Origin of the sequence: Lactobacillus corticis (assembly GCF_018327645.1) — a bacterium.
In the GTDB taxonomy this organism is placed as follows: Bacteria; Bacillota; Bacilli; order Lactobacillales; family Lactobacillaceae; genus Lactobacillus; species Lactobacillus corticis.
On record NZ_BMAY01000010.1, the window covers coordinates 29,599 to 52,553 of the forward strand.

The window sequence follows — 22,955 nt, forward strand, 5'->3', positions numbered from 1 at the left end:
CCCAACCCCCCAAGCGTCTAATGAATTTCCTTTACGAGACATGGATTGCGTAATACCATGATTATCAAGCTTTTTGAGTGTAGTGGTCGATAATTGAAAATAAAAAAGCCCCTAAACTAGGCTTTGTATTAGTTTAGAGACTTGATTCATGATATGGTACTTTTTTAATTGTATACGTTTACCCATTTTTTTAGTTTTCGTATATAAAGTTCATCTGACCAAGTTATCTTTTTAGAAAGCCATAATCATAGATGTAGCCATTTATTTTCTGTTCCAAATTGTTGTAACTTGGCTTGAAATAATCGTTATAGCTGGCTGAAGCCTTCGTATTATGAATTATGCGTCTTATTTGTTCCCAGCCGGCATCCCAACGAAGCAGGTTAAATTCAGGATAGTCTTCATCCAATAAAACTCTGTATCGAAATGTTTCTTTGAGAACGTTTGTTGCATCGGTCAGTACAATTTTAGCTTCGTTGCTTAAAAACTCTCTGTGCGAATTTAGCCAAGAAGCGACAAACCGCTCATCATCATCCATTATTTCAAAACCCATATCTGAATTTTTGTTTTCTGCTGCAATCTTTCCTATTTCTTGTTTTGTAAGCCAGAAAAACTGATTTTTAATATCGTATAAATTATTCTTATATTCAACATTTTTTAGAGAAACTTGATAACTATAGGTGTTAAAGAGAGAATAGACAACACAGTCTGCTAAAACTTGATTATAAGTCTTGGGATCGTCTAACAATTTTCTGGAAGGCTTAGAATAATTATCTTTATCGAATATCCAGCTGTGTTTTGTGGCTTTTCTGATTGCAAAGTTGATAATAACTCTATCAAAGTTTTCTTTCATTATCGGAAATCCATTTCCATCTCTGTAACAGGCGCTGAACAAAGCGGTTTCTAATTTAGACTTTTCAACATTATTGGCCTTATTCCATGCATATCCTAAAGCTTCTTTTGGATATTTAGGTGGTTTGTGAGCTGACTTTTCTTTTGTCTTAAACGCGCTAGTAAAAGTAGGATAGGTATCAGGTTCGCACCAATCAATTTCTTTTGCCTTGGGTAAGGCATCCCTGACCCACTTAGATAAGAAGTCTTTAGTATCAAGGTTTTGAAGCATATGTTCTGAAATATTTATAACACCAAACCGTGGTTCAATTGCTTTAACAGTTAAAGGAAATTCTTCAGGAACAGAATATTTTTGATTATTTCTAGATTCTAAAATTGTAAATGAGATACCCCATTCGGAAGAAGTATCATTAAATTCTCCTGCATTTAACAAGAAACCAGACTTATATTCATATCTAGAGAATAAGTAATCAGTAAGTTTACCAAAATAGTTTCCTCCAGCCATAAACTGACTTTTGGTAAAGGTAGCCAATACAACATGCGACAGATGGAATCTTTCTCTGAACATGTTACATCTATAGAAAAATTGAGAGTAAAGATTTTCTGACGCATGACCAATATCTGCCTCCTTCATTAAATCATGGGTAGCCGAGTTTGCTACTCCTGCTTTGTGGTGAACAGAATCAAATCTCAAGTCTCCTGAAGTTGCGTAGGGAGGGTTTTGGTAAAAGACCAGGGGTTTGTCAGATAACATCGCTTCTACCAGTTCTGGTGCAAACCTATATAATTTAGACCTTTTAGCGTTATCAGGATTGATATCAATATCATCATTTAAAAAATCATACTGAAAGGCTACGTTGTTTTTGTTGAACATTTTACATAAATCAAGTTCATTTTCAAAAAGAGTAGAAGAAAATAAATGCTTGAACTTAAAGTCACGGGTCAAATTTTTAGAACCCGCGGACCCATCCCAAACATAGTAGTGATCACGCCAATTTTCATGATTTAAAGCTTTGCCTATAGCATCAATCGCTTCATTTGCCCAAATGGTTGGAGTCCAAAATTCCCCCGATCTTCTCCTTTGAACTTCTTCTAATAGAGCATCCCCAACAGCAACAATCTTTTTAACTTCAGAGGCAGAGTAGTTAGTATCGAATCTTGAGAAAAATGCATACCAATTTCTACCGTTAATTCTGTAGTCATGATACGTTCCATCGTCTTTTTTTAGTGTAGCAGTATTGTTTTTTTATTAGGAAGGAATCATGATCAGTAAGAGCTGTAATGAACATTCCAACTTGTTCTTGACTAGTGAGTTTAGTTTTTCCTTGAGTAACTAACCGAGAAAATTCATCAAAAACTCCTCTAATGTTGGCATCTGTAACTGGGATTTTTGTCAGATTATGAACATCATCTGTTACCGCTAGATCAGCAATCAGTCCAATAACATCATTGACATCAAAATCCTTTGCTTCAACATCATAAACATAAGGATTAATGTTTCTGTCTTCTTCAAGCCTCTCATAAAGAATTTTAGGTTCTAGATTATCGTAAACGTATCTAGGGTTTAATTTTTCCCAGTCGGCGCCTAATGGTAGCTTTAAATAATCCCACAGTACTCTGGCATTAATAACAAATACTTGATCAACGTCTGCAGCGAGTACTACATTAGGCATTTCAAGATGCAGCGTATTGCCTTCAGCAATATGCTCTTCAATACGCTTCAAGTAGTAAATTACTTGTGCAAGGATCTTTTCTTGTTCAAGTCTCTTTGACATGCTGACATCGCTCTTGAACTCGGTTATCAAGTTCATCGATACGGTAATATTACGGACAAACATTAGGCCATCAGTTTGAAGTAGCTTTTCAATGTGAGTCGCATAATCTTTGTTTTCTTTGTAGTCAGCAAAACAGTAATTCAAAACCGCATACCATTGTGCTTGAACATTATCTTCTTGTTTAGTTCCCTTTATCTTCTTTATATTCCTGAGCGCACTTAGAAAATCTTTTTGTCGTGTTTTAGGATACTTTCGCCAACCAATCAATGTCTTGGAATCTTGATCTACATTTTTCACTTCTTATTCCTCCAATTTCTTTCACATTAAAAAGTAAACATTGATATCTGTTATTCAGGTCTCCAAAGTCCACCTTATCTAACATATGCTCTCGACTTTCCTGGTCTAATTCCAAATAGGCTAGCGTCATTGCTTCACTACAATGGTTCAACAATTTCATTACCAGGCCGATATTATGATTGGATTGTTCATACACACGGTATGTTTCAGTTTTTCTCATGGTTTGAATAAAATCTTAAGGCTTTGAAATGTGTGACATGACTTGATGGTACAAATGCTCACCAACCATAGCGCATTCCTGTGTTTCTGAATGACGAAAAAGTCCAGGCCAATAATAGACTTTAGTTGCTAGATTTTTTTCACATCTCTCAAGATAGTCAATAAATATTTTAAGGTCCTGTCTACAGTGTTTCAAATATGCAGGTTTTTTAAAGCGAAGAATATTGCTGTCTTTAAAAAAGTGAGCTCTATCAAAGCAAAAAAATGCAGTTTCTTCCGTCAAATCGAAAGCTATTCAGAAGATGCAAAAAACTCTTTTAGAATGTGTGTTTCTTTTATAAGCTAATTATCTTTAATAATAATTGGCTTATAAACATTTTGGAGAAGAGTTTTTATTTACCTTTATAGTTGCAGTAATTTATTTTCCCCCCTAACCAGGTATCTACCTGATTAGGGGAATTTATTAATATGTGACGTAAATTATTGATGGTATTTTAGATAATTCCACTTTTAATGTGAAAACAAACACTATTGTGAGTATCAAAGTTTATCTAAAATTTGCTTTTGAGTCTGAAATCCCAGCGCAATCCAATCATTGATTTTTTCTTGATTTGTTCTAAATAATGGAGCACTGATACTGAAGGCTCCGAATATGTGTTCGTTTTTCATTAATGCAAAGCCGATACAGTATATTCCGTCTTGATTTTCAACATTATCAATGGCATATCCTTGTTTTCGAATTATATTAATTTCACTAAGAAGTTCATCTCTACTGATAATTGTGTTCTTAGTCATTTTTACTAGTGCTGTGTGGTCAATGTAACTATTGATGGCTTTATCTGAATAGCAGGCAAGAATTGCCTTTCCCATTGCAGAAGAATACATGTTCATAGTTCCACCCAGAACCAAATCAAATCGTATATTATTGGTGCTTTTTGCTCTATCAAGTAGAACCACCTTATTATTTTCAACGATGCCTAGGTTAACTGCCTCGGTAGTTTCATCACGTAGCTTATTAAGAAACGGCATTGCTACTTCTTCCAAATTAAAACTATGCACCGCCTGATCTCCGTATTTTATAAAAATAGTCCCTAGGCAATATTTTTTATTAACCCCAGTTGCTCTGACTAATCCACAATATTCTAGTGTTTGAAGAATTTTTAAAACTGTAGATTTTGAAATCGTCATCTTAGAACTGATCTCCTTTAAGGTAAGTGGTTCTTCAGAATCTGAGATTATATCCAACAAATCCTTGGCTTTTAGTATAACAGCACCGTATAAGTTTTTTTCTGTCATAGAATCCTCTCCTTATTAGACTATATGTTTATTTTATCAAAATTATCTTGACTATCTATTATTAAGCGCTTACAATCTACGTGTAAATAAGAAATGGCATTTCTTAAATGGAAATAAACAGATTTGATAAAGGAGTTATTATCATGTCAGAGATTCATGAAACAGAAAAAGAAATCAAGCAACATGAAGAGGAATTGAAGAATAATTTTAGTATGGATAAATTCAGCCTCAAAGGTAAAGTGGCCGTTATTACCGGTGGAAATACTGGGTTAGGACAAGGCTACGCAATTGCTATGGCAAAGGCAGGAGCTGATATTTTTATTCCAACTTTCGGAAAAAAAGAATGGAAAAATACCCAAGAAATCATTGAAAGTGTTGGGCAAAAGGTTGAATTTTTAGATTGTGACTTAACTAAACCTGGTGAACCAGAAAAGGTTATTGAAGAAGCGATTGCAAGAATGGGCCATATTGATATCCTTGTAAATAATGCAGGAATGATTAAACGTAATCCGATACTTGAATCTAAAGATGAGGATTGGGATAAAGTTATAGCAATCAATTTGAGTGCTGTTTATCACATGTCACTTGCAGCTTCTAAGGTTTTTGCTAAACAGAATAGTGGAAGAATTATTAATATTGGTTCAATGCTTTCCTTCCAAGGCGGCAAATTCATTCCTTCATATACGGCTTCGAAACATGGGGTTGCTGGTTTGACTAAGGCTTTTGCTTCTGAAATGGGGGCATACAACGTTACTGTCAATGCTATAGCTCCAGGATATATTAAGACTGAAAATACAGCTCCGATTAGAGCTCAAAAAGAAAGAAATGAAGAAATCTTAAGCAGAATTCCTATGGGACATTGGGCAGATCCATATGAATTAATGGGACCTGCTGTATTCTTAGCAAGTGACGCAGCGGCTTACATTAATGGTGCAATCATTCCCGTAGATGGTGGATATTTAGTTCGTTAAAATAACTTTTTTATTTTAAGGAAGGTAATTCTAAAATGTCCGTTATAAATTACATTATGTCCCTTGGTGCAAGTGTCATGATGCCGATAATATTTCTTATATTGGGACTAATTATAGGAATGGGATTTGGAAAATCTCTAATATCCGGGCTAAAAGTTGGGGTTGGATTTGTGGGTTTGAGCGTAATTACACAGTTACTTTCAGACAATATTGGTCCGGCTGTTAATTCTATGGTTAAAGCTTACCATTTACACTTGTATACGCTTGATATCGGCTGGCCCGCAGCTTCACAAGTTGCTTTTGCAACATCAGTAGGTGCAATAATCATCCCATTAGGTTTACTCGTTAATTTGGTTATTTTGCTTATTGGATGTACTAAAACTTTAAATATTGATCTTTGGAATTATTGGCATTTTGCTTTTATAGGATCAATTGTATACTTTGCAACTAAAAGTTTTTGGTGGGGGATGTTTGCGTCAATAATAACCATTATTGTTACGCTTGTTGGTGCAGATAGATCCCAAAAAAGAGTAGAAGAGTTCTATGGAAAGGACTTGACAGAATTTCAATTCCACAAGCTTTCTGCATTAGTTTTATTCCTTTTGCAATTATAATCAATTGGATAGTGGATAGGATTCCTGGGTTAAATAGAATTGATATTGACGCAGATAAAATGAAAGAAAAGTTTGGAGTATTAGGTGATCCGATTGTTTTAGGAGTTATTGTTGGAATAATTATAGGAGCGTTGGCCAAATATTCTGTTGCTAAGATTCTTCAGTTAGGTGTCATTCTAGCTGCAGTTATGGTTCTTATCCCAAGAATAACCGGCTTGTTTATTGAAGGTCTTTCCCCTATCGCAAAAAGAACTCAGGAAATTGTTAAGCAAAAGTTTAGAGGAAAAGAATTTAATATCGGAATGACTCCAGCTTTAGTAATAGGTCATCCAGTTACTTTAGTAACCAGTTTGCTTTTAATCCCAATTATTCTCTTTCTTTCAGTAATTATTCCTGGTAATCAATTTTTGCCTTTAGCAAGTTTGTCTGGTTTAATCTACATTTTTCCTTTAGTTTTACCTTACACCAAAGGAAATGTCTTAAAGTCACTACTAGTAGGCATCGTAAGTTTAATCTTTGGTGTATTATCAGCTACTGCACTTGCATGAATTTTTACTCACGCAGTAAAAATGGTTCAATCTAGTTTGATACCTGCAGGTACAAATTCAGTTGCAAGTATAGATTTTGCAGCTAGTCCATTAGCTTGGTTAGTGTACGAGACAACAGTAAATCTTCCAATTATTGGTGCAATATTGTTGACAATTTTTGCTTTAATTTTACTTATTTGGAACAAAAAACAAATAAAGAAAGGTTTGTAAAGAAAACTGTGATTTTATGTCAGAAGTTATAACAATAGGGGAGCCGTTAGTAGTCTTCTGTTCAACCGAGCCAGATATTAGTTTGAAGGAAGCCGTAAATTTTAAAAGGGTTGTAGGTGGTGCTGAATTAAACGTTGCTATTGGCCTGAATAGATTAGGGCACACTGTCAAATACATAAGTCAAATAGGTAGAGATCCTCAAGGAGACTTTATCGAAGATCAAATTAATAAGCAAAAATTGGATTCATCAGTTTTGAAGAAGACGTCTCTCTTCATAACTGGATATCAGATGAAACAACTTGTTACTGAAGGGGATCCAAAAGTATTTAACTTTAGAAAATCTTCTGCTGCTTCACACATGACTCCTGATATTCTCAAACGAGTTGATTTAACTAATGCAAAATTTGGACATCTAACTGGGATATTTCCCGCATTATCAGATAGTTCACTAGAAACGAGCATTTTTTTTGCAAAACAGATGAATAAGCGGAAAATCACTTTGACGTTTGACCCAAACTTAAGACCTAGATTGTGGAAAAATGAAACATATATGGTGAAAACCATTAATAAATTGGCCAAATATGCCGATATTATGTTACCTGGCATAAAAGAAGGAAAAATATTAACAGGCCTTGATTCTCCCCAAGATATTGCTGATTACTATCTTCAAAATCCGCAGACAAAAGCTGTATTTGTAAAGCTGGGCCCTGATGGAGCTTACGTTAAAACAAAGACAAACGATGAAAGGGTAGTTCAAGGTTTTAAGGTAGCTAAAGTAGTTGATACAGTTGGAGCGGGAGATGGATTTGCTTTAGGGGTTATTAGTGCTCTTTTGGAAGGAAAATCATATTTCGAAGCGGCTAATCGAGGAAATGCTATAGGCGCCCTTCAATTTCAAACTCATGGCGATAATGACGGATACCCAAATAGAGGAGAATTAGGAAAGTTTTATGAAAAGAACAGTGAACATTATGAATAAAATATCCAAATTTATTTCCTTAAAAAAATGTACCAAGCTGGAATTGTAGCAGTCATAAGAGGTACTTCAGATGAAAATTCATATAAAACAGCTAAGGCATGCATTGCAGGAAATGTGGTGGGTATTGAATTAGCCTTTACTTCTCCAGATGCAGAAGTAACCATACGAAGACTGGTTCATGAATATAAAGATGATACTCATGTGGTTATTGGTGCTGGAACTGTATTAGATAGTCAAACAGCAAGAATCGCAATATTAGCTGGAGCTCAGTTCATTGTAAGCCCATCCTTTAGTGAAGAAACTGCAAAAGAATGTAACCTGTATGGAGTTCCTTATATTCCTGGGTGTTATAGTCCAACTGAGGTACAAGATGCTCTTACTTTTGGTTCAGACTTGATAAAAATATTTCCAAGCTCCCTAGTGGGTAGTAAGTATATTTCTGAAATACATGGACCTTTTCCTTATGTGAATGTAATGCCTAGTGGTGGTATAACGTTGGACAATATAGAAGAGTGGTTTAAAAATGGTGCATTTGTCATAGGCGTGGGAGGAAACTTGGTGTCCCCCGGAAAAGAAGAAAAGTATGAATTAGTGAAGAAGAATGCTCAATGTTTCAGTGAAAGCGTCTATAAGATAAAAAATACTAATTACTGATATGAAGCCTAAAATTGAAACAAAATATTTATACTACTGATTAAGAATCTGATTTCGATATTCTATCGGAGTCAGATTTTTTGTCTTAAATATTTCATATATGTTTTTTATTTTTAGATTGCTTTTACTCTTACCGAATTTTTAAAACATAGAATCTTTTGCAACTGAGTTATCCAATGATTCCTTCAATTAATACATCATCTAATGAATTTCTTTTACAATAAACAGATCGTACCATGATTCTCAAGCTGCTTTTGAAATACACTATGCTGATATTATTAACCTTGATCTGTTTGAAAAAAATAGGTCATTAAGGCAGGTAAGACTCAGTTATTATGGCTCTCGATATCATGCTTTGAATTTTGACTCTCAGAAAAGTGGTGAACAAGATACTCTTGAGTAGAACCATCGATTATAGCTGATAAATACAGTCTTGTATTTAAGATAACATTCTGAAATATCTGAATAATTGCAGTAGACTTTGCTTCTTAAGATTATCTAGTACTTGGTTTATCTAAAATTGCAGAGGGGGTAAAAGTCAATCATTTTAACTAAATAGGTAACTCTGCTACCTGTTTCAGAACCTTCTTCTTAAGAAAGCATATTGATATCATTCGTTTTATAATCTAAAAATTCAATTTTATATTCTTTTGAGAATTTAACCATAATAAAACCCTAAACTAGATTTTTTCCTAATTTAGGAGGTGGTTCAAAATAGCTGTCGCTTATATACCTATATGTTTTTAGAACATGACTTTTATGTGTTTACTTCTAAATAAATTGAGATATTCATTACTTGGTTTTTTGTTGGTTACCACCACATCAACCATAGATAAAGAAAGATCTTTAAAATTCAGGACTTCATCAAATTTAGAATCATCTATGAGTAAGACAATTTTTTTAGCATGATTTTCAAGTGTTCTTTTTAAGATAGCTTCCTTCTCAAGTCGATCAGTTATACCAAATTTTTTATCTAAACCTCTGCAAGAAAGGAAAGCAATATCAAATACATGTTGTTGTAGTTGAACGATGGTTTGATTGCCACCAGCTTCAAAATCATACAATTCTCCTCCGAATATAGTGACAGAGAAATTGCTGTAATTTCTTATTAAATAGCCGGCGGTATCAATATTTGTGGTGTATAAAGTCAAATTGAGACTAGGATCTAAAAACTGACAAAGATTAAACGTGGTAGAAGAACCATCAATAAAGATAGATTGATTCTTATTGATTAAATTACTTGCTAAAGCACCAATATGCCTTTTTTCATCTAGATGTATTCTCTTTTTAATGTCTACTGGAGCTTCTGTGAATTTAGATTCGATAAGTAAAGCACCACCGTTTACTCTTTGAACTAAATTTTGTTGTTCCAGAGCAATAAGGTCTCTTCTTACTGTAGAAGTACTATAGTGCAAAATTTCAGCCATTTTACTTATTCGTAAATACTTATACTTCTTTAGTAATTCCAATATGATTCTTTGACGTGACTGAAACATGATCTTCTCCAATGTTACATTTTGAATAATAACTACCAAAAAATGAACTTAATTTGATTATACGTGAAAAGTTTGCAATGTACCATGCAAGCCTTTACATAGACGATATATAAACTTAAGCTGAAGGTGAAAAGTGAAACAAGGAGGACGAAAAAATGGTATTAGCAAATCTTAATGATGTATTACCTAAAGCAAAGAAAGATGGTTACGCAGTAGGCGCATTTAACTATGCAGATTTGAACACTGCCAGAGGAATTGTAAAAGCTGCTGAAACTGAAAAAGCCCCAGTGGTATTACAAATTGCTGAATCGCATTTTCCATATTTACCACTAGATATAGGTGGAAAGATTGCTTTAGATTTGGCGAAACAAAGCTCTGTACCGGTAGTAGTTCACTTAGATCACGGTACTGATATAAAAACCTGCATGATTGCGTTGCAAATGGGATTTAAATCAGTCATGATTGACCAATCTTTAAAGCCGTTGGATGAAAATATTGCAGCGACCAAAAAAGTAGTAGAAGTTGCTCATATGCTTGGCGCAACCGTTGAAGGAGAGGTTGGTGTTATGACTACTGATGTTGGTAAAGGAAAAGCTGACTATTCTAACCTTTCGGATAATTATACAACGGTTGAGGATGCTAAGAGATTTTATGAAGAAACTGGCGTTGATGCTGTTGCTATTTCATACGGTACTGTTCATGGTATTTATCGTGAAAAGCTAAGTTTAAACTTTGAAAGATTATATGAAATTTCAGAGGCATTGCCAATTCCTCTAGTTGTACACGGTGGATCAGGATTATCCGATGAAGAATATCATAAATCTATTTCCAATGGGATAAGCAAAGTAAATTACTACTCTACGATGTCCTACAATGTAACAAACGGATTGAGAAATTACTTGAACGAACAAAAAGACAAACAAACATTTCTTTTCAATGCAGATCTAAAAATTATGGAGTTAGTCCAAAAAGATATTAGCGAAAAGATAAGAATTTTCGGTTCTAATAATAGAGTTTGAGTAAAGCTAACCCTTAAAGTAATATATTTTGCTAAGTCGAGATTCCAAGGCGGAGATTTCTCTCTTCCTTAAAACTAAAAATATCGTCATACCAAGCTTTTGTAAAGGCAAGGTATGACGACGTTTTATTTTAGAGAGGTTTTCTTAGATTTTTATCTTCCAATCGCCATCTCAGCCTCAAAACAGGTTGGATCTAGACCCAATAATTAACCCCCGCCATGTCCATTTTTCTCCTTTTCAAACGTTAGTAATAGTGTAAGAGCTGCGCAGCCTTATGAAACTAACATTTGAACACAGAGGAGCTAAACATGAATTTAGTACAACAAGAAGTAGTATTCACTTTCGAAAACGCACGTTACAAAGAAGGTGCAGACCAAAAGACTTACAAGAACGTTAAGTTGGATGCGTCTGCTGAAGCAATTAAAGCAGTTGGTCAAGCAATTAGTGACTTGCAAGGCGATGGCTTTGGCAAAGTAACTTTGATGCAACACCAAGAATTAGCCTAAAGATAAACTAAATACCCATGCCTTAACTAGTCTGAATTATCAGCCCCGAGATCATTACGATTTCGGGGCTTTTTTGGTGTTTATTTTGCATATTTAATAAAATTACTATATGATTTATTAATGTGAAGGGTTACAGCACTGGCTAGAAAGGATTATCGCATGACCCAGCAATATAAAAAAATGGCCGACTTAGTTGCCAAAAACTCAAAGGGAATAGTAAGAATTCAGTGCCCAACTGGTAGTGGCAAGACAGAAAAAGTTATTGAAATGATCGCGGATGATCTTTTATCTGATAAGAAACATTCGTACATAGTTCCGATTGTAGATCGTAAAGCTAGGGATGAGTTTTACGATCGTTTAATGGCTAAGCTTGTTGATAATCCTAAAGAACAGCAATTAGTCGTTTGCATATATAGTCATGTAGATGCACTAGATCATTTTTATTGTGATAACTTTCCAAAACTAGATTTTAATGACAAGGTTAGCCTTAGTGCTGTGCCGGATAGGGCAAATTTAAAAAAGAAACTTTTTGGAAGTCATCAGTGACGACAGAGTAAAGAAAAGTCCGATCGAAAATGCTGTTAAGAGTGTTGCCGATAATTACTGGACTTACTTAATCGACCAAAAACAAGAACTACCAAGGAATAATTTGGCACGGTCAATTACCCACTTGTTGCATGTGTATGTTAGACAAGTAGATAGTATCCTTCGCAAGGACCGACCGATGTTATCCGGAAAGGACTTAACTCATGCTTGTCAAAAATATGTTGAAGAATATCCAGATCTAACAAAAATTTGGACAGAACTAAAACCCGCAAATCAGTATAAAGTTTGTTTGTTGACTACTGATAAATTTTTGCTTCCGAGTATTAAGTTTACCAACGTTGGTGGCCACTTTTGGCAAACTGAAGATCGGGATCAGCCAATATTGATTATTGATGAGTTTGATGGACAAAAGCAGGTTTGGCTGAATCGAATGATTACAGATGCTTGTACTTCAGACTTCGATAAATGTGGTTTGCTGCAGTTAATGAAAGATCTTAAAAGTGCATTATCTCCGGCTCGCCTAGATGCTTTGCCTAATGAATTTAAACACGATCATTCAAGGGATGAGTTGGAAAAATATAATAAGTGTCTAAATAAAAACTTTCGAGGCTTAGTGGAGAGCGAGACTGGCAATAGATTGAGATATGATCCTAGTTTGCAGTTTAAACTTGATGACCAGTTAACCCAAATTTTGCAACCGACGTTTCTGTTTAGAAGTATCGATCACCCTCTAGTTTCCCACAAGCAAGAGCTTTATTTTTACTATGATGAAAATAGTAATGTATATAAGCTCAATGCTGAAGCAAAGGGTACAGAACTAGGAAGGTTTCTATTTAAAATAGTAGAGCTAACTCAAAAATTTACCAAGACTGCGTATAAAGTTGCGCTTAATGCACTCAAAGCTCAACATTCTGATATCGAAGATACAGAATTGCTAATGAAAAAAGTTGAGTCATTTTTTAACGTGATATTCAATCAGCACTTTGCTGAAACTGAGCAAATGCTGACATATTTTTTGTCCAAGTATGAAAGAACAAATGTTAGTCTTCCTAGAATTAATCAAAGACTACAGCATCGTAATAAATTACTGGACACAGATCCATATTTACAGTTAATTGACTTTATAAAAATTGATCGAAAATCTGGAGATGAATATGCTGTAAGTTTCACTGCTCATCAATTGAATCAGACGCCTGAAGCTTTACTAACAGAATTGGGCCGAAGACAATTAGTTATCGGCTTGTCTGCAACCAGTCGAAATGATTCTTCGATTGCCAATTTTTCGTCTAGACACATTGAAACAGAGGTTGAATGGGATGATTTGAAGTTAATTGATGCAGATATTGAAGATTTACAACAGTCCGCTGACGAAATAAAAAAGCAATTGGAAGATAGCAAGGCTGAGATCAAAACAATTTTATTGTCAGTTAGTGAACTTTCTGACCGGGTTGAGATATTTACTTCACTGCTAAAGCAATATAAAATATCGCTCCCTAGTAGGCAGATTAGCAAAATAATTGCCAAGCTTAATTTAGAAAATGATGATCGAAAAGACTTTTTGTTTAAACGTGAAATGCAGACTTTGGCAGCAATCTTAGATTTCTTGACGCAGCCAGATCCTCAACATAAAGCAATGATAATTTTTAAGAATGCTAAAGCCAATATTGCTTGGTATGAACTATTGCTAGAACAAGCTTTCCCTAAGCTTTCACCACAAATAAGGGAATTTTACTCTGGTGAAGATTTTGAATTATCTGACACGGCAGAACCGCAGTTAATTTTTACCACTTACGCGTCTGCAGGGCGGTCATTAAATATTACCTTGCCACTTAAAAGAGACCAGATTGCAAATTATGTAGTGGTAGATTCGCGCCGTTTAACAGACAGTGAAATCTTGCAACGAGATTTAGATGCTGCGTATTTTGAAAAGCCAAGAAACATTGGAAAATGGTACGTCAACCAAGATGGCAGGGTAAGGCCAGACGATGCATTACAAATAATATTGGAAAATGCTGGATTGGCGTACGATGGTGAAATTAGCGAAGAAACTGCAATCGAAAACGATCTAACTTATTTGGAACAACGTCCAATAAGTAAGAATTCAAAAAATGATCTGTATTCGGTAAGAGTTGCAGGTTCCGTTTTCCTGGAACAAGCCGCGGGTCGCTTGCAGAGAACGGTTATTAAGCCAAATATAACTCGATATTATTGGGATGAGTCAATTCTTGACCACCGTACCGGGATTGACTTTAGTTACCTTGAAGATAAGCAAACTATCCCAGCAATTGAAGCTTTACTTGGTAAGTATAATTGGACCCCTCAAGTAAAAGCTGCCAGCAATGTTGATGATATTAACAATGGCATTGAGTACATTTACCAGAATGAACTTCCATTTTTGCAGAAAAATGCAAAAAGTAGAAAATTCTGGAAAGATCTTAGAGCCTTTATTCTATTGAATTTATATGGCGATGAGCCAGGCGAGTTAACAAAATGGGGACAATTTTATTATGATTTTGGCAAACCGGTTATAGATTGGGAGTATAAAAATGGTCCTGCCAATGCCGACTATACACCTTTAGCAGCTATCGGCACTAATCTTTCAGGAGAGAGTCTGAAGAATCCATTTTTGAATTATCAAGCTGATATTAAAGCAATTTTGAACAACAATCCTGAGATTGCTAAAGAATTCAAAGATGCTAAATTTGATTTTTCAAAACCTCATCGTTATTGGCTGGTTCCACCAATGATATTTAATTTTTATCTTGCAGCATTTAGTGAAAAAGTAATCCAAATTGTTTTAAAAGGTTTGGGCCTTGATGTACATGAAATGCCAGACAGGGATTTTGAGCGTTTTGATGGATTGGTAATCAGAAAAAATAAGACGGGTTGTGAAAATATTTATTGGGATGCTAAATATTGGCGTCCAAGCAACCATCTTTCGTCTACAGGGGCTAAGCAAGATCGTGCAAAGACTTTAGCTAAGCTGCAGTCTGGGGAAAAAGTAATGATTATTAATTTAATTGCCGACGATAAGAAGTATGAATTGCCTAGTCATCCTAAGGCAGACCAAGATGGAAAATTAATAGTTGAAATTCCTGCATTGTTCGAGAAAAATGGACGTATAAATGTAGATGCTATCAAAGTAATAAAAGAGGTATGCAGTAATGGGGAAGAGTAACTCCAAGTTCACACAAGCAGAAGACAAGATAACGGAACATTATAGTAAATTAGTTGGTGGAGAAATTAATTTTGATAAGCTGTGTCAGAATTATAATTTCTTTTCAGCTGATGTGGAGGCTCTCGACCAATATGCGGTAATTTCCAGCGTGGCTAGTTTGAATAAAAATAGCAATGATAATTCTAGAGTTCTCTCCTTTACTATTGATGAAAAAAATAAAATAGCTGGTAGCAACTATTTTCATGCTTACATCTTTACTAATGCAAAAGTAACTCGTCTAGATATTAAAAGAGCATTGCGAAATTCGAGAAATGGCAGTCCTCACGTGATTAAGCTACACGAAAATGAAGTTAAAGAGCTGAAAAAGAATATTTTATATCGCTTGATGCTGAAGGGCTTGAACGGAACTGAAAGCTTTTTTAGTAGTGACAGCTTATTAGATCAGCTATATCTAAATAAGGTTAATTGGCTGAAAAAAGATAAAGAAGATTTTACTTTGTTGCAGGTAAACTTAAGTAACAGCTGTGAATTGGGGATTCGCCAAACAACCTTTACTACCTTAAAATGGTGGAATGATCTTAATAGACGTAAGGAGCTGGAAACAAATCAACGTAATAGGAGTCGCAATTTAGCTAATCGTATTCTGCTTGAATTCAAAGACAAAGACCAAATTGAGCGTCGATCATTGGAGAATCAGTTAAAACAAGAAGAGCTGAGCAAAAATGTTTATTTGAATGCCCCTAAATACCGTAACGATAAAAATACACAAGAAGATTATTGCATAGTAGATGATCCAGAAGCGGAAGCCCAAATAGTTAATCGTCTATATACTGTCTTAAAGCGGTTTAATCAGGTTTACCGTGATGAATTAATTTTGAGTTTGATTTTGCCAAAGAGTCGTTTACACATATTGAGGTGGGGATTGGCAAAAATTGGTTAGAAGACAATCAGACAAACTTCACAGACGGAATCTATTTATTGACGGATGCTATAACCGCTGAAGATAAGGAAAATGAAGAAGAACAAAAAAGTGATCTTGAGAAAGTGGAACAACTCAAGGACACCATACCTGATCTGTTGAGAGGAGCTGTGAGCTCTAAAAAACAGAAGGAGATAGCAGATGAAACTAGGGTAAGGGTAGCTAATGAAATACCTAACGATTCTGCAGGGTTTCTTTTGCGAATAATTCACTCACCGAAATATTACATGGATCGAGGCTGGTCTGACCCGCATAACGATCGTGATAATGGAAGTCGTCCGGTCCAACATATCATGCTTGAATCATGCAATAAAAAGGATTTAACGTCTTTAATTCTAAATTCGCTTTTAAATTACTTATATAAAAGAGATTTAGAGACGGGAAAAATGACCCAATTCGATGTAGAAATTTTAAGAAGTATTAACCAAGAAATGACTTTTGTTTGGAAAGATATTTCAGAAAAATATCCTCGTTATTTCCAAGCGGATTTGGAACCAGCAGGTAAAATTACTATAAAAGAAGTCGAGAAAAACGAAAGAAATGATTTTACAGAATACGATCATAATGATTTAGGAATCATTAAGGTTGGACAAAACAGCTTATTCCATATTAGGAATACCGAGGGGAGAATGCTACCGGATTTTTCCAAACGTGCTGAAGAGGCTGCCAAATTAAAAGATGAGGAGAGAATATACGCTCAACTAAAAGAGCGGATACCTAATTTTTCACAGTTACCGATAGAAATGTTGGTAAAAGAATTAAGTGAACAGCCTGATTTAAATCTCTCAACCAATTCATTGAAAACAGCAATGTATCATGTTATTTGGGAATCGAATAAAGATGAAGCACAAATGAGGGATGTTAAGGCTTGGGCTAATAGTGAACCTAAGACGGGTCAGATGGGTGAATTACAAAAAGAGCTAAAGACATTTTTGGAAACACATAATTCAAAGACCTATACGAGAACTTTACGTAATCAATTCGGAAAACATTGGCGAAGAGTAGAAAATTTGGAAAAATTCTATGGAGGCTTGGTCGGTATAAATTACTTAATTGATGCCAATGAATTAGTTTATGCTGTTGGCGTTCCTAAAGGAGTAAACCGTGCCATTACAAGAGCATCTGTAATTAAGCGAATTATTCCTTTCGATAAGGATGAAAAAAATATTTCTTGGTACCCAGATTTTATTAAATTGCTTGAAACGACGACGATACGGTTTAAGCAAACAACTGTCTTACCTTTTATTTTTAAGTATATAAGGGAATACGCACAGTTACATAAGCAAGATACAAAACCAGGACAAGAACCTGGTCCGTTTGCTTATCCTGTGGAAATGAGTTTTTAATACCGTTATAGCCCCGAGATCATTACGATTTCGGGGCTTTTTGTTGTTCATATTAGCTATATATTATCACGGGATTAGCATTATCAGATATAATAAAAGTAGAAACAAGCGATTTATTATGGGTGAAGAAAAATGAAAAAACAAAGCTTAATTTACTTGCTGCCACTGTGTGCACTCTTACTTGCTGGCTGTGGTGCAAATTCAACGTCAAAATCTAATAGCAGTCAAAGTTCCAGCAGTTCTGCAGTTTCATCCAAAAAGGCAAAAAAGCAGAAAAAAGCTAAGGCTAAGTCAACTAGCAGCTCTAGTTCAGCTGCCAAGTCTTCAAGTTCAGCTAGCTCGTCAACTGCTAAGACCCAAACGCGGATGCAGCAACTGACTAGCAATTTGCGCCAAGTATTTCCGGGGATGCTTTTGCCGACCCAAGATGGCTTAGGCCAAGGCGCAGACAAATTGAATGTGCGCTATTCCGCTAATAACGCCCAAAATGTGGTTTATTACAGTGTTGGCAATCAGCCATTGGCTTTTAACTCGCCGCAGGTTTCACAGGAATTGCCGTATGCGGTTTTGACGCAATACAAGCATGAACAAAATTCCGGCTTGATTCATTACCAGGCGCCCCAACGTGGTTTGCCAAAAGAAAATTTAGACGAAAATATTCAAGCAACGGTAGAAGGGGCAGCAGGGTCAACTTATGTCAATTGGAAGATCGGCAATTATTCATTTGTAGTTCGCGGGATCAATCAGTTTAATCATGATCCGGTAGCTTTTGCAAAAAAAGCCCTGCTTTACTATAAGATCTACGGTTTGCCCCAGACATCCACAAAAGCGGCCTTTTATGTCACGATGGGGGATGCTGCTGGCAGCCTGAATACGATTGTTACTTGGCAACATGGCAACACTGTCTATCAGCTGAAAGCTCATGATACGCAAACTGCGTTTAAAATGCTAAGCAGTTTAAAATAGCTCACCGTCGATGAATGGCCCACAGGAAAGTGCGCCAGCCGGCTTTTTTCAAAAATCAAGAGACCTCGTTTTTGCTATGATGGCGAAGGCGAGGTTTTCTTTTAGCTGAAAAATAGTGCAAGGACCAGGCCGCTAGTGATAAAGGGCAAAAATGGCAATTCTCCCTTGGGCTTTTTCCAAAAGGCCCAAATTATGCACAAAAGGCAACCAAGAAGCAGACTGAAATTGGCCCGGGCGGGGTGGTAGAACAGGGCAATTGCCAAGTAGATCAGCAAATCCCCTTGGCCGAACTTCCCCAAGAGAATGGAAATAACCATGGCGCCGACGATTGGCACCAGCTGCAGACAGTCTTGCCAGTCAAAGAAGGGGGCGGAAATACGCCGGAAAATCAAGGTCAGGACAATTGGACTCAGCCAAATAATATCAAAATAATGCTGTTTGATATCCATTAAGCTCAATAAAAGCAGACTTGTTAAGAAGAGAATCTCAACCCAGGCCGAAATATCAAAAAAGTTAAGGTGACTCAAAACTAGGCCGCCGCAAATTTCTACTATTAATAGTGTTTTGGGGATTAATTGCTGACAAAAACGACAACGCCCTTTTAATAGAAGAAACGAGAAAATAGGCAGCTCATCTCGCCAAGCCAATTGGTGCTGACAATTGAAGCAGTAGGATCTTCCCCAGATGAAGTTTTGGTCAGGATAGCGATCGGCGATGACAGCCATAAATGACGCTAAGCAGGCGCCGAGATAGAAATTGACAAAATAAATCATATTATTCCTCCTAATACTTATTACGCAAAAAGGAGGTTTTTTTCATGAAAAAGCAACAGATTGATGTTTTTGGAAAAATATCTCTTTGTTTTCCCGAAAAAAGGGAGTATAATTATGCTTGTATGTTTTGAACTGAACGCTTACGAGAGTAAAAAGAAACTCCCGGATGTGTGAACAAAAAGAAAGAATTACTAGGAGGACAATTTTAATGCCAACTATTAATCAATTGGTAAGAAAAGGTCGTCATTCAAAGACCTCAAAATCAAAGTCGCCAGCCCTTAACTACGGCTACAACTCAATGAAGAAGGAATTAGTATTCAACCCAGCTCCACAAATGCGTGGCGTTGCAACTCGTGTTGGTACTATGACCCCTAAGAAGCCTAACTCAGCTTTACGTAAGTACGCTCGTGTACGCTTGTCAAACTTGATCGAAGTTACTGCTTACATTCCAGGTGAAGGCCACAACTTGCAAGAACACTCCGTTGTTTTAATTCGTGGTGGTCGTGTAAAGGACCTTCCTGGTGTACGTTACCACATCGTTCGTGGTGCCCTTGATACTGCTGGTGTTGACGGCAGAAAGCAAGGTCGTTCTAAGTACGGTGCAAAGAAAGACTAATCAAGGAGGAGTTAAATAATGCCAAGAAAAGGTCACGTATCAAAGCGCGAAATTTTAGAAGACCCAGTTTACAACTCAAAGTTGGTTACTAAGTTGATCAACCACTTGATGCTGGACGGTAAGAGAGCTAAGGCATCTTCAATTCTTTACGATGCTTTTGACATCGTTAAGGAAAAGACTGGCAAGGACCCAATGGAAGTCTTTGAAGAAGCTATGAACAACATCATGCCAGTTTTGGAAGTTAAGGCTCGCCGTATCGGTGGTTCTAACTACCAAATCCCAGTTGAAGTACGTCCTGAAAGAAGAACTACTTTAGGCTTAAGATGGCTTGTTTCATACGCACGTCTGCGTAACGAACACACTATGGATGAACGTCTTGCAAACGAAATTATCGACGCTTCAAACAACACTGGTTCAGCAGTTAAGAAACGCGAAGATGTTCACCGTATGGCTGAAGCTAACCGTGCATTTGCACACTACCGCTTCTAATTAATATAAGGAGATAATTACTTATGGCTAACAAGCGTGAATTTCCACTTGAAAAGACACGTAACATTGGTATCATGGCCCACATCGATGCCGGCAAGACTACGACCACTGAACGTATTCTTTACTACACCGGTAAGATCCACAAGATTGGTGAAACCCACGAAGGGGATTCACAAATGGACTGGATGGACGAAGAAAAGGAACGTGGGATCACTATTACTTCTGCAGCCACTACCGCTCAATGGAAGGACTACAGAATTAACATCATCGACACCCCAGGACACGTTGACTTCACTATCGAAGTAGAACGTTCATTGCGGGTTTTGGACGGTGCCGTAACTGTTTTGGACGCTCAATCAGGTGTTGAACCTCAAACTGAAAACGTATGGCGTCAAGCTGAAAACTACGGTGTTCCTCGGATTGTTTTCGTTAACAAGATGGACAAGATTGGTGCCAACTTCGACTACTCAGTTAAGACTTTGCACGAACGTTTGAACGCTAACGCTCACGCCGTACAAATGCCTATCGGTGCTGAAGACCAATTCGAAGGTGTTATCGACTTGATCGAAATGGTTGCCGACGTTTACGACGAAGACAAGATGGGTGCTAAGTGGGAAACTATCCCAGTTCCTGACCAATACAAGGAAGAAGCAGAAAAGCGTCGTGGCGAATTAATTGAAGCTGTTGCTGATGTTGATGATGAAATCATGGACAAGTACTTGAATGGTGACGAAATCAGCAACGATGAATTAAAGGCAGCTATCCGTAAGGCTACTTTGGACTTGAAGTTCTTCCCAGTTTACGCTGGTTCAGCCTTCAAGAACAAGGGTGTTCAAATGATGCTTGACGGTGTTGTTGACTACTTGCCATCACCACTTGACGTTAAGCCATACGTTGCCCACGATCCTAAGACTGGTGACGAAGTTGAACTTTTGGCTGATGACAAGAAGCCATTTGCAGCTTTGGCATTTAAGATCGCTACTGACCCATTTGTTGGTCGTTTGACTTTCATCCGTGTTTACACTGGTTCATTGCAATCAGGTTCATACGTATTGAACGCTTCAAAGAACTCACGTGAACGTGTTGGTCGTTTGATGCAAATGCACGCTAACGACCGTAGCGAAATCCCAGAAGTCTTCTCAGGTGATATCGCTGGTGCCATTGGTTTGAAGAACACTACTACTGGTGACTCATTGACTGACCCAGACCACCCATTGATCTTGGAAAGTCTTGATGTTCCTGAACCAGTTATCCAAGTTTCTATCGAACCTAAGTCAAAGGCAGACCGTGACAAGCTTGATGTTGCTTTGCAAAAGTTGACTGAAGAAGACCCAACTTTCAGAGCTGAAACTAACGCTGAAACTGGTCAAACTTTGATCGCCGGAATGGGTGAACTTCACTTGGACATCATGGTTGAACGTATGAAGCGTGAATTCCACGTTGAAGCAACCATCGGTGAACCACAAGTTGCTTACCGTGAAACCTTCACCAAGGAAGCTAAGGCTCAAGGTAAGTTCGTTCGTCAATCTGGTGGTAAGGGCCAATACGGTGATGTATGGATCGACTTCACGCCAAACGAAGAAGGTAAGGGTTACGAATTCGAAGACGCTATCGTTGGTGGTGTTGTTCCTCGTGAATTCATTCCTTCAGTTGACGCTGGTTTGCAAGAAGCTATGCAAAATGGTGTTCTTGCAGGCTACCCATTAATCGACATCAAGGCTAAGCTTTACGATGGTAGTTACCACGAAGTCGACTCATCAGAAGCTGCCTTCAAGGTTGCTGCTTCACTTGCATTGAAGAATGCTGCTGCTAAGGCTGGTGCCGTAATCCTTGAACCAATCATGAAGGTTCAAGTAATCACCCCTGAAGAATACTTGGGTGATGTAATGGGTTCAATCACTGCACGTCGTGGTACTATGGAAGGTATGGATGACCGTTCAGGTGCCAAGGTATTGAACGCTATGGTTCCATTGGCAGAAATGTTTGGTTACGCAACTACTTTGCGTTCATCAACTCAAGGTCGTGGTACGTTTACTATGGTATTCGACCACTACTCACCAACTCCTAAGTCAATCCAAGAAGAAATTATCAAGAAGCGCGGCGGCAACGCTGACTAATTCCTGATATAATAGATTTGATCTTTGTTGGATTACGAAGGTTCTAATGTTGAATTACAAGTAAAAAAAGACAACTAATTTCAAAATATTAATTTTGATCGAGCTATTGGTAGAGCCAATAGCTCTTTTTTTTACTTTTTTTGCTTAAAAACAAAATATCCTTTGAATATTGCACGATAAATGTAAAACGCTGCATATAACTAATAATGAAGAAAAATCAACGAAGACTGATAAGAAAAGCTAAAAACGAGAAAGCTATTATGTTATTGGCATTTTGCTGCAAGGTTAGGTGCAATTTGTTTATAGGTATTGATCGAAATAAGAAACGTAACAAAGTAAGTGATTTAGCACGACTTTTTTTAAAAACGCAAAGGTCGTATTTTTATTTGAAAAAAATTTTTCGCCGATTGTAAAATCAAATTGAACACTTTAGAAAAATAAAAAAGTCCATTTGGACCTGTTTGATAGAATGTTAATGACCACAAAAACATCTATTGGAGGTCACAAATGGA

20 protein-coding genes and 1 pseudogene are annotated in these 22,955 nt (G+C 36.7%); 15 read left to right on the top strand and 6 right to left on the bottom strand.

Annotated elements, in window-relative coordinates; all coding sequences use genetic code 11:
• Window positions 1-223: 223 nt before the first annotated feature.
• From KI210_RS06680 to KI210_RS06695, 4 genes and pseudogenes are all read right to left on the bottom strand, one after another.
• A complete protein-coding gene (locus tag KI210_RS06680; RefSeq protein ID WP_212781115.1) occupies window positions 224-1,795 on the bottom strand; it encodes a hypothetical protein in 1,572 nt (523 codons plus the stop codon).
• A 253-nt stretch (window positions 1,796-2,048) separates the two neighbouring features.
• A complete protein-coding gene (locus KI210_RS06685) occupies window positions 2,049-2,921 on the bottom strand; it encodes a hypothetical protein (protein WP_212781116.1) in 873 nt (290 codons plus the stop codon).
• Between the two features lie 61 nt (window positions 2,922-2,982).
• Window positions 2,983-3,144 (bottom strand): annotated as a pseudogene (locus KI210_RS06690) (site-specific integrase); the annotation flags it as partial.
• A gap of 536 nt (window positions 3,145-3,680) precedes the next feature.
• Window positions 3,681-4,436 carry an IclR family transcriptional regulator gene (locus tag KI210_RS06695; RefSeq protein WP_212781117.1) on the bottom strand — a complete coding sequence of 252 codons (756 nt, stop codon included), beginning with the start codon at window positions 4,434-4,436 and terminating at the stop codon, window positions 3,681-3,683.
• A gap of 143 nt (window positions 4,437-4,579) precedes the next feature.
• Here KI210_RS06695 and kduD point away from each other — a divergent pair, with 143 nt between their 5' ends.
• From kduD to KI210_RS06715, 5 genes are all read left to right on the top strand, one after another.
• Complete coding sequence (gene kduD, locus KI210_RS06700) at window positions 4,580-5,407, top strand: 2-dehydro-3-deoxy-D-gluconate 5-dehydrogenase KduD (RefSeq protein ID WP_212781118.1); 828 nt, start codon at window positions 4,580-4,582, stop codon at window positions 5,405-5,407.
• A gap of 35 nt (window positions 5,408-5,442) precedes the next feature.
• Window positions 5,443-6,021: a PTS transporter subunit IIC gene (locus KI210_RS09100; RefSeq protein WP_281412874.1), complete on the top strand. Its 579-nt coding sequence runs from the start codon at window positions 5,443-5,445 to the stop codon at window positions 6,019-6,021.
• Window positions 6,018-6,569, top strand: a complete 552-nt coding sequence (locus KI210_RS09105; protein WP_281412875.1) for a PTS transporter subunit IIC — start codon at window positions 6,018-6,020, stop codon at window positions 6,567-6,569. The genes KI210_RS09100 and KI210_RS09105 overlap by 4 nt, the downstream gene beginning before the upstream one ends.
• 226 nt (window positions 6,570-6,795) lie before the next feature.
• Window positions 6,796-7,758: a sugar kinase gene (locus tag KI210_RS06710; RefSeq protein ID WP_212781119.1), complete on the top strand. Its 963-nt coding sequence runs from the start codon at window positions 6,796-6,798 to the stop codon at window positions 7,756-7,758.
• A 27-nt stretch (window positions 7,759-7,785) separates the two neighbouring features.
• Window positions 7,786-8,412: a bifunctional 2-keto-4-hydroxyglutarate aldolase/2-keto-3-deoxy-6-phosphogluconate aldolase gene (locus tag KI210_RS06715; protein ID WP_212781120.1), complete on the top strand. Its 627-nt coding sequence runs from the start codon at window positions 7,786-7,788 to the stop codon at window positions 8,410-8,412.
• A gap of 743 nt (window positions 8,413-9,155) precedes the next feature.
• Here KI210_RS06715 and KI210_RS06720 read toward each other — a convergent pair.
• Window positions 9,156-9,908 carry a DeoR/GlpR family DNA-binding transcription regulator gene (locus KI210_RS06720; protein ID WP_212781121.1) on the bottom strand — a complete coding sequence of 251 codons (753 nt, stop codon included), beginning with the start codon at window positions 9,906-9,908 and terminating at the stop codon, window positions 9,156-9,158.
• Window positions 9,909-10,063: 155 nt separating this feature from the next.
• Here KI210_RS06720 and KI210_RS06725 point away from each other — a divergent pair, with 155 nt between their 5' ends.
• From KI210_RS06725 to KI210_RS06755, 7 genes are all read left to right on the top strand, one after another.
• Window positions 10,064-10,927 (top strand): class II fructose-bisphosphate aldolase, encoded by an 864-nt coding sequence (locus KI210_RS06725; RefSeq protein ID WP_212781122.1) that lies wholly within the window; start codon window positions 10,064-10,066, stop codon window positions 10,925-10,927.
• 308 nt (window positions 10,928-11,235) lie between these two features.
• Window positions 11,236-11,433 carry a DUF1659 domain-containing protein gene (locus tag KI210_RS06730; RefSeq protein ID WP_212781123.1) on the top strand — a complete coding sequence of 66 codons (198 nt, stop codon included), beginning with the start codon at window positions 11,236-11,238 and terminating at the stop codon, window positions 11,431-11,433.
• Between the two features lie 159 nt (window positions 11,434-11,592).
• Complete coding sequence (locus KI210_RS06735; RefSeq protein ID WP_212781124.1) at window positions 11,593-11,979, top strand: hypothetical protein; 387 nt, start codon at window positions 11,593-11,595, stop codon at window positions 11,977-11,979.
• A complete protein-coding gene (locus KI210_RS06740; protein WP_212781125.1) occupies window positions 11,963-15,157 on the top strand; it encodes a hypothetical protein in 3,195 nt (1,064 codons plus the stop codon). Before KI210_RS06735 ends, KI210_RS06740 begins: the two co-directional genes overlap by 17 nt.
• On the top strand, window positions 15,144-16,097 hold the full coding sequence (locus KI210_RS06745; protein ID WP_212781126.1) for a hypothetical protein: 954 nt from the start codon (window positions 15,144-15,146) through the stop codon (window positions 16,095-16,097). Before KI210_RS06740 ends, KI210_RS06745 begins: the two co-directional genes overlap by 14 nt.
• 38 nt (window positions 16,098-16,135) lie before the next feature.
• Window positions 16,136-17,482 (top strand): hypothetical protein, encoded by a 1,347-nt coding sequence (locus tag KI210_RS06750; protein WP_212781127.1) that lies wholly within the window; start codon window positions 16,136-16,138, stop codon window positions 17,480-17,482.
• 132 nt (window positions 17,483-17,614) lie between these two features.
• Window positions 17,615-18,448 (top strand): hypothetical protein, encoded by an 834-nt coding sequence (locus tag KI210_RS06755; protein ID WP_212781128.1) that lies wholly within the window; start codon window positions 17,615-17,617, stop codon window positions 18,446-18,448.
• A 101-nt stretch (window positions 18,449-18,549) separates the two neighbouring features.
• Here the strand turns inward: KI210_RS06755 and KI210_RS06760 are convergent, their stop codons facing one another.
• Complete coding sequence (locus KI210_RS06760) at window positions 18,550-19,221, bottom strand: prepilin peptidase (RefSeq protein WP_212781129.1); 672 nt, start codon at window positions 19,219-19,221, stop codon at window positions 18,550-18,552.
• Window positions 19,222-19,429: 208 nt separating this feature from the next.
• Here KI210_RS06760 and rpsL point away from each other — a divergent pair, with 208 nt between their 5' ends.
• The 3 genes from rpsL to fusA are packed head-to-tail and all read left to right on the top strand — an operon-like array spanning window position 19,430 to window position 22,443.
• Complete coding sequence (rpsL, locus tag KI210_RS06765) at window positions 19,430-19,837, top strand: 30S ribosomal protein S12 (protein WP_212781130.1); 408 nt, start codon at window positions 19,430-19,432, stop codon at window positions 19,835-19,837.
• A gap of 18 nt (window positions 19,838-19,855) precedes the next feature.
• Window positions 19,856-20,326, top strand: coding sequence for a 30S ribosomal protein S7 (gene rpsG, locus KI210_RS06770; protein ID WP_212781131.1), 471 nt, complete (start codon window positions 19,856-19,858; stop codon window positions 20,324-20,326).
• 23 nt (window positions 20,327-20,349) lie between these two features.
• A complete protein-coding gene (gene fusA, locus KI210_RS06775; protein ID WP_212781132.1) occupies window positions 20,350-22,443 on the top strand; it encodes an elongation factor G in 2,094 nt (697 codons plus the stop codon).
• Window positions 22,444-22,955 lie beyond the last annotated feature (512 nt).

Bases quoted from the DNA above. Each gene is read 5' to 3' on its own strand.
- KI210_RS06720 (WP_212781121.1), bottom strand. From the start codon at position 9,908: ATGTTTCAGTCACGTCAAAGAATCATATTGGAATTACTAAAGAAGTAT.
- KI210_RS06695 (WP_212781117.1), bottom strand. From the start codon at position 4,436: ATGACAGAAAAAAACTTATACGGTGCTGTTATACTAAAAGCCAAGGAT.
- KI210_RS06730 (WP_212781123.1), top strand. From the start codon at position 11,236: ATGAATTTAGTACAACAAGAAGTAGTATTCACTTTCGAAAACGCACGT.
- fusA (WP_212781132.1), top strand. From the start codon at position 20,350: ATGGCTAACAAGCGTGAATTTCCACTTGAAAAGACACGTAACATTGGT.
- KI210_RS06725 (WP_212781122.1), top strand. From the start codon at position 10,064: ATGGTATTAGCAAATCTTAATGATGTATTACCTAAAGCAAAGAAAGAT.
- rpsG (WP_212781131.1), top strand. From the start codon at position 19,856: ATGCCAAGAAAAGGTCACGTATCAAAGCGCGAAATTTTAGAAGACCCA.
- KI210_RS06715 (WP_212781120.1), top strand. From the start codon at position 7,786: ATGTACCAAGCTGGAATTGTAGCAGTCATAAGAGGTACTTCAGATGAA.
- KI210_RS06735 (WP_212781124.1), top strand. From the start codon at position 11,593: ATGACCCAGCAATATAAAAAAATGGCCGACTTAGTTGCCAAAAACTCA.
- KI210_RS06745 (WP_212781126.1), top strand. From the start codon at position 15,144: ATGGGGAAGAGTAACTCCAAGTTCACACAAGCAGAAGACAAGATAACG.
- rpsL (WP_212781130.1), top strand. From the start codon at position 19,430: ATGCCAACTATTAATCAATTGGTAAGAAAAGGTCGTCATTCAAAGACC.
- KI210_RS06710 (WP_212781119.1), top strand. From the start codon at position 6,796: ATGTCAGAAGTTATAACAATAGGGGAGCCGTTAGTAGTCTTCTGTTCA.
- KI210_RS09100 (WP_281412874.1), top strand. From the start codon at position 5,443: ATGTCCGTTATAAATTACATTATGTCCCTTGGTGCAAGTGTCATGATG.
- KI210_RS06755 (WP_212781128.1), top strand. From the start codon at position 17,615: ATGAAAAAACAAAGCTTAATTTACTTGCTGCCACTGTGTGCACTCTTA.
- KI210_RS06760 (WP_212781129.1), bottom strand. From the start codon at position 19,221: ATGATTTATTTTGTCAATTTCTATCTCGGCGCCTGCTTAGCGTCATTT.
- kduD (WP_212781118.1), top strand. From the start codon at position 4,580: ATGTCAGAGATTCATGAAACAGAAAAAGAAATCAAGCAACATGAAGAG.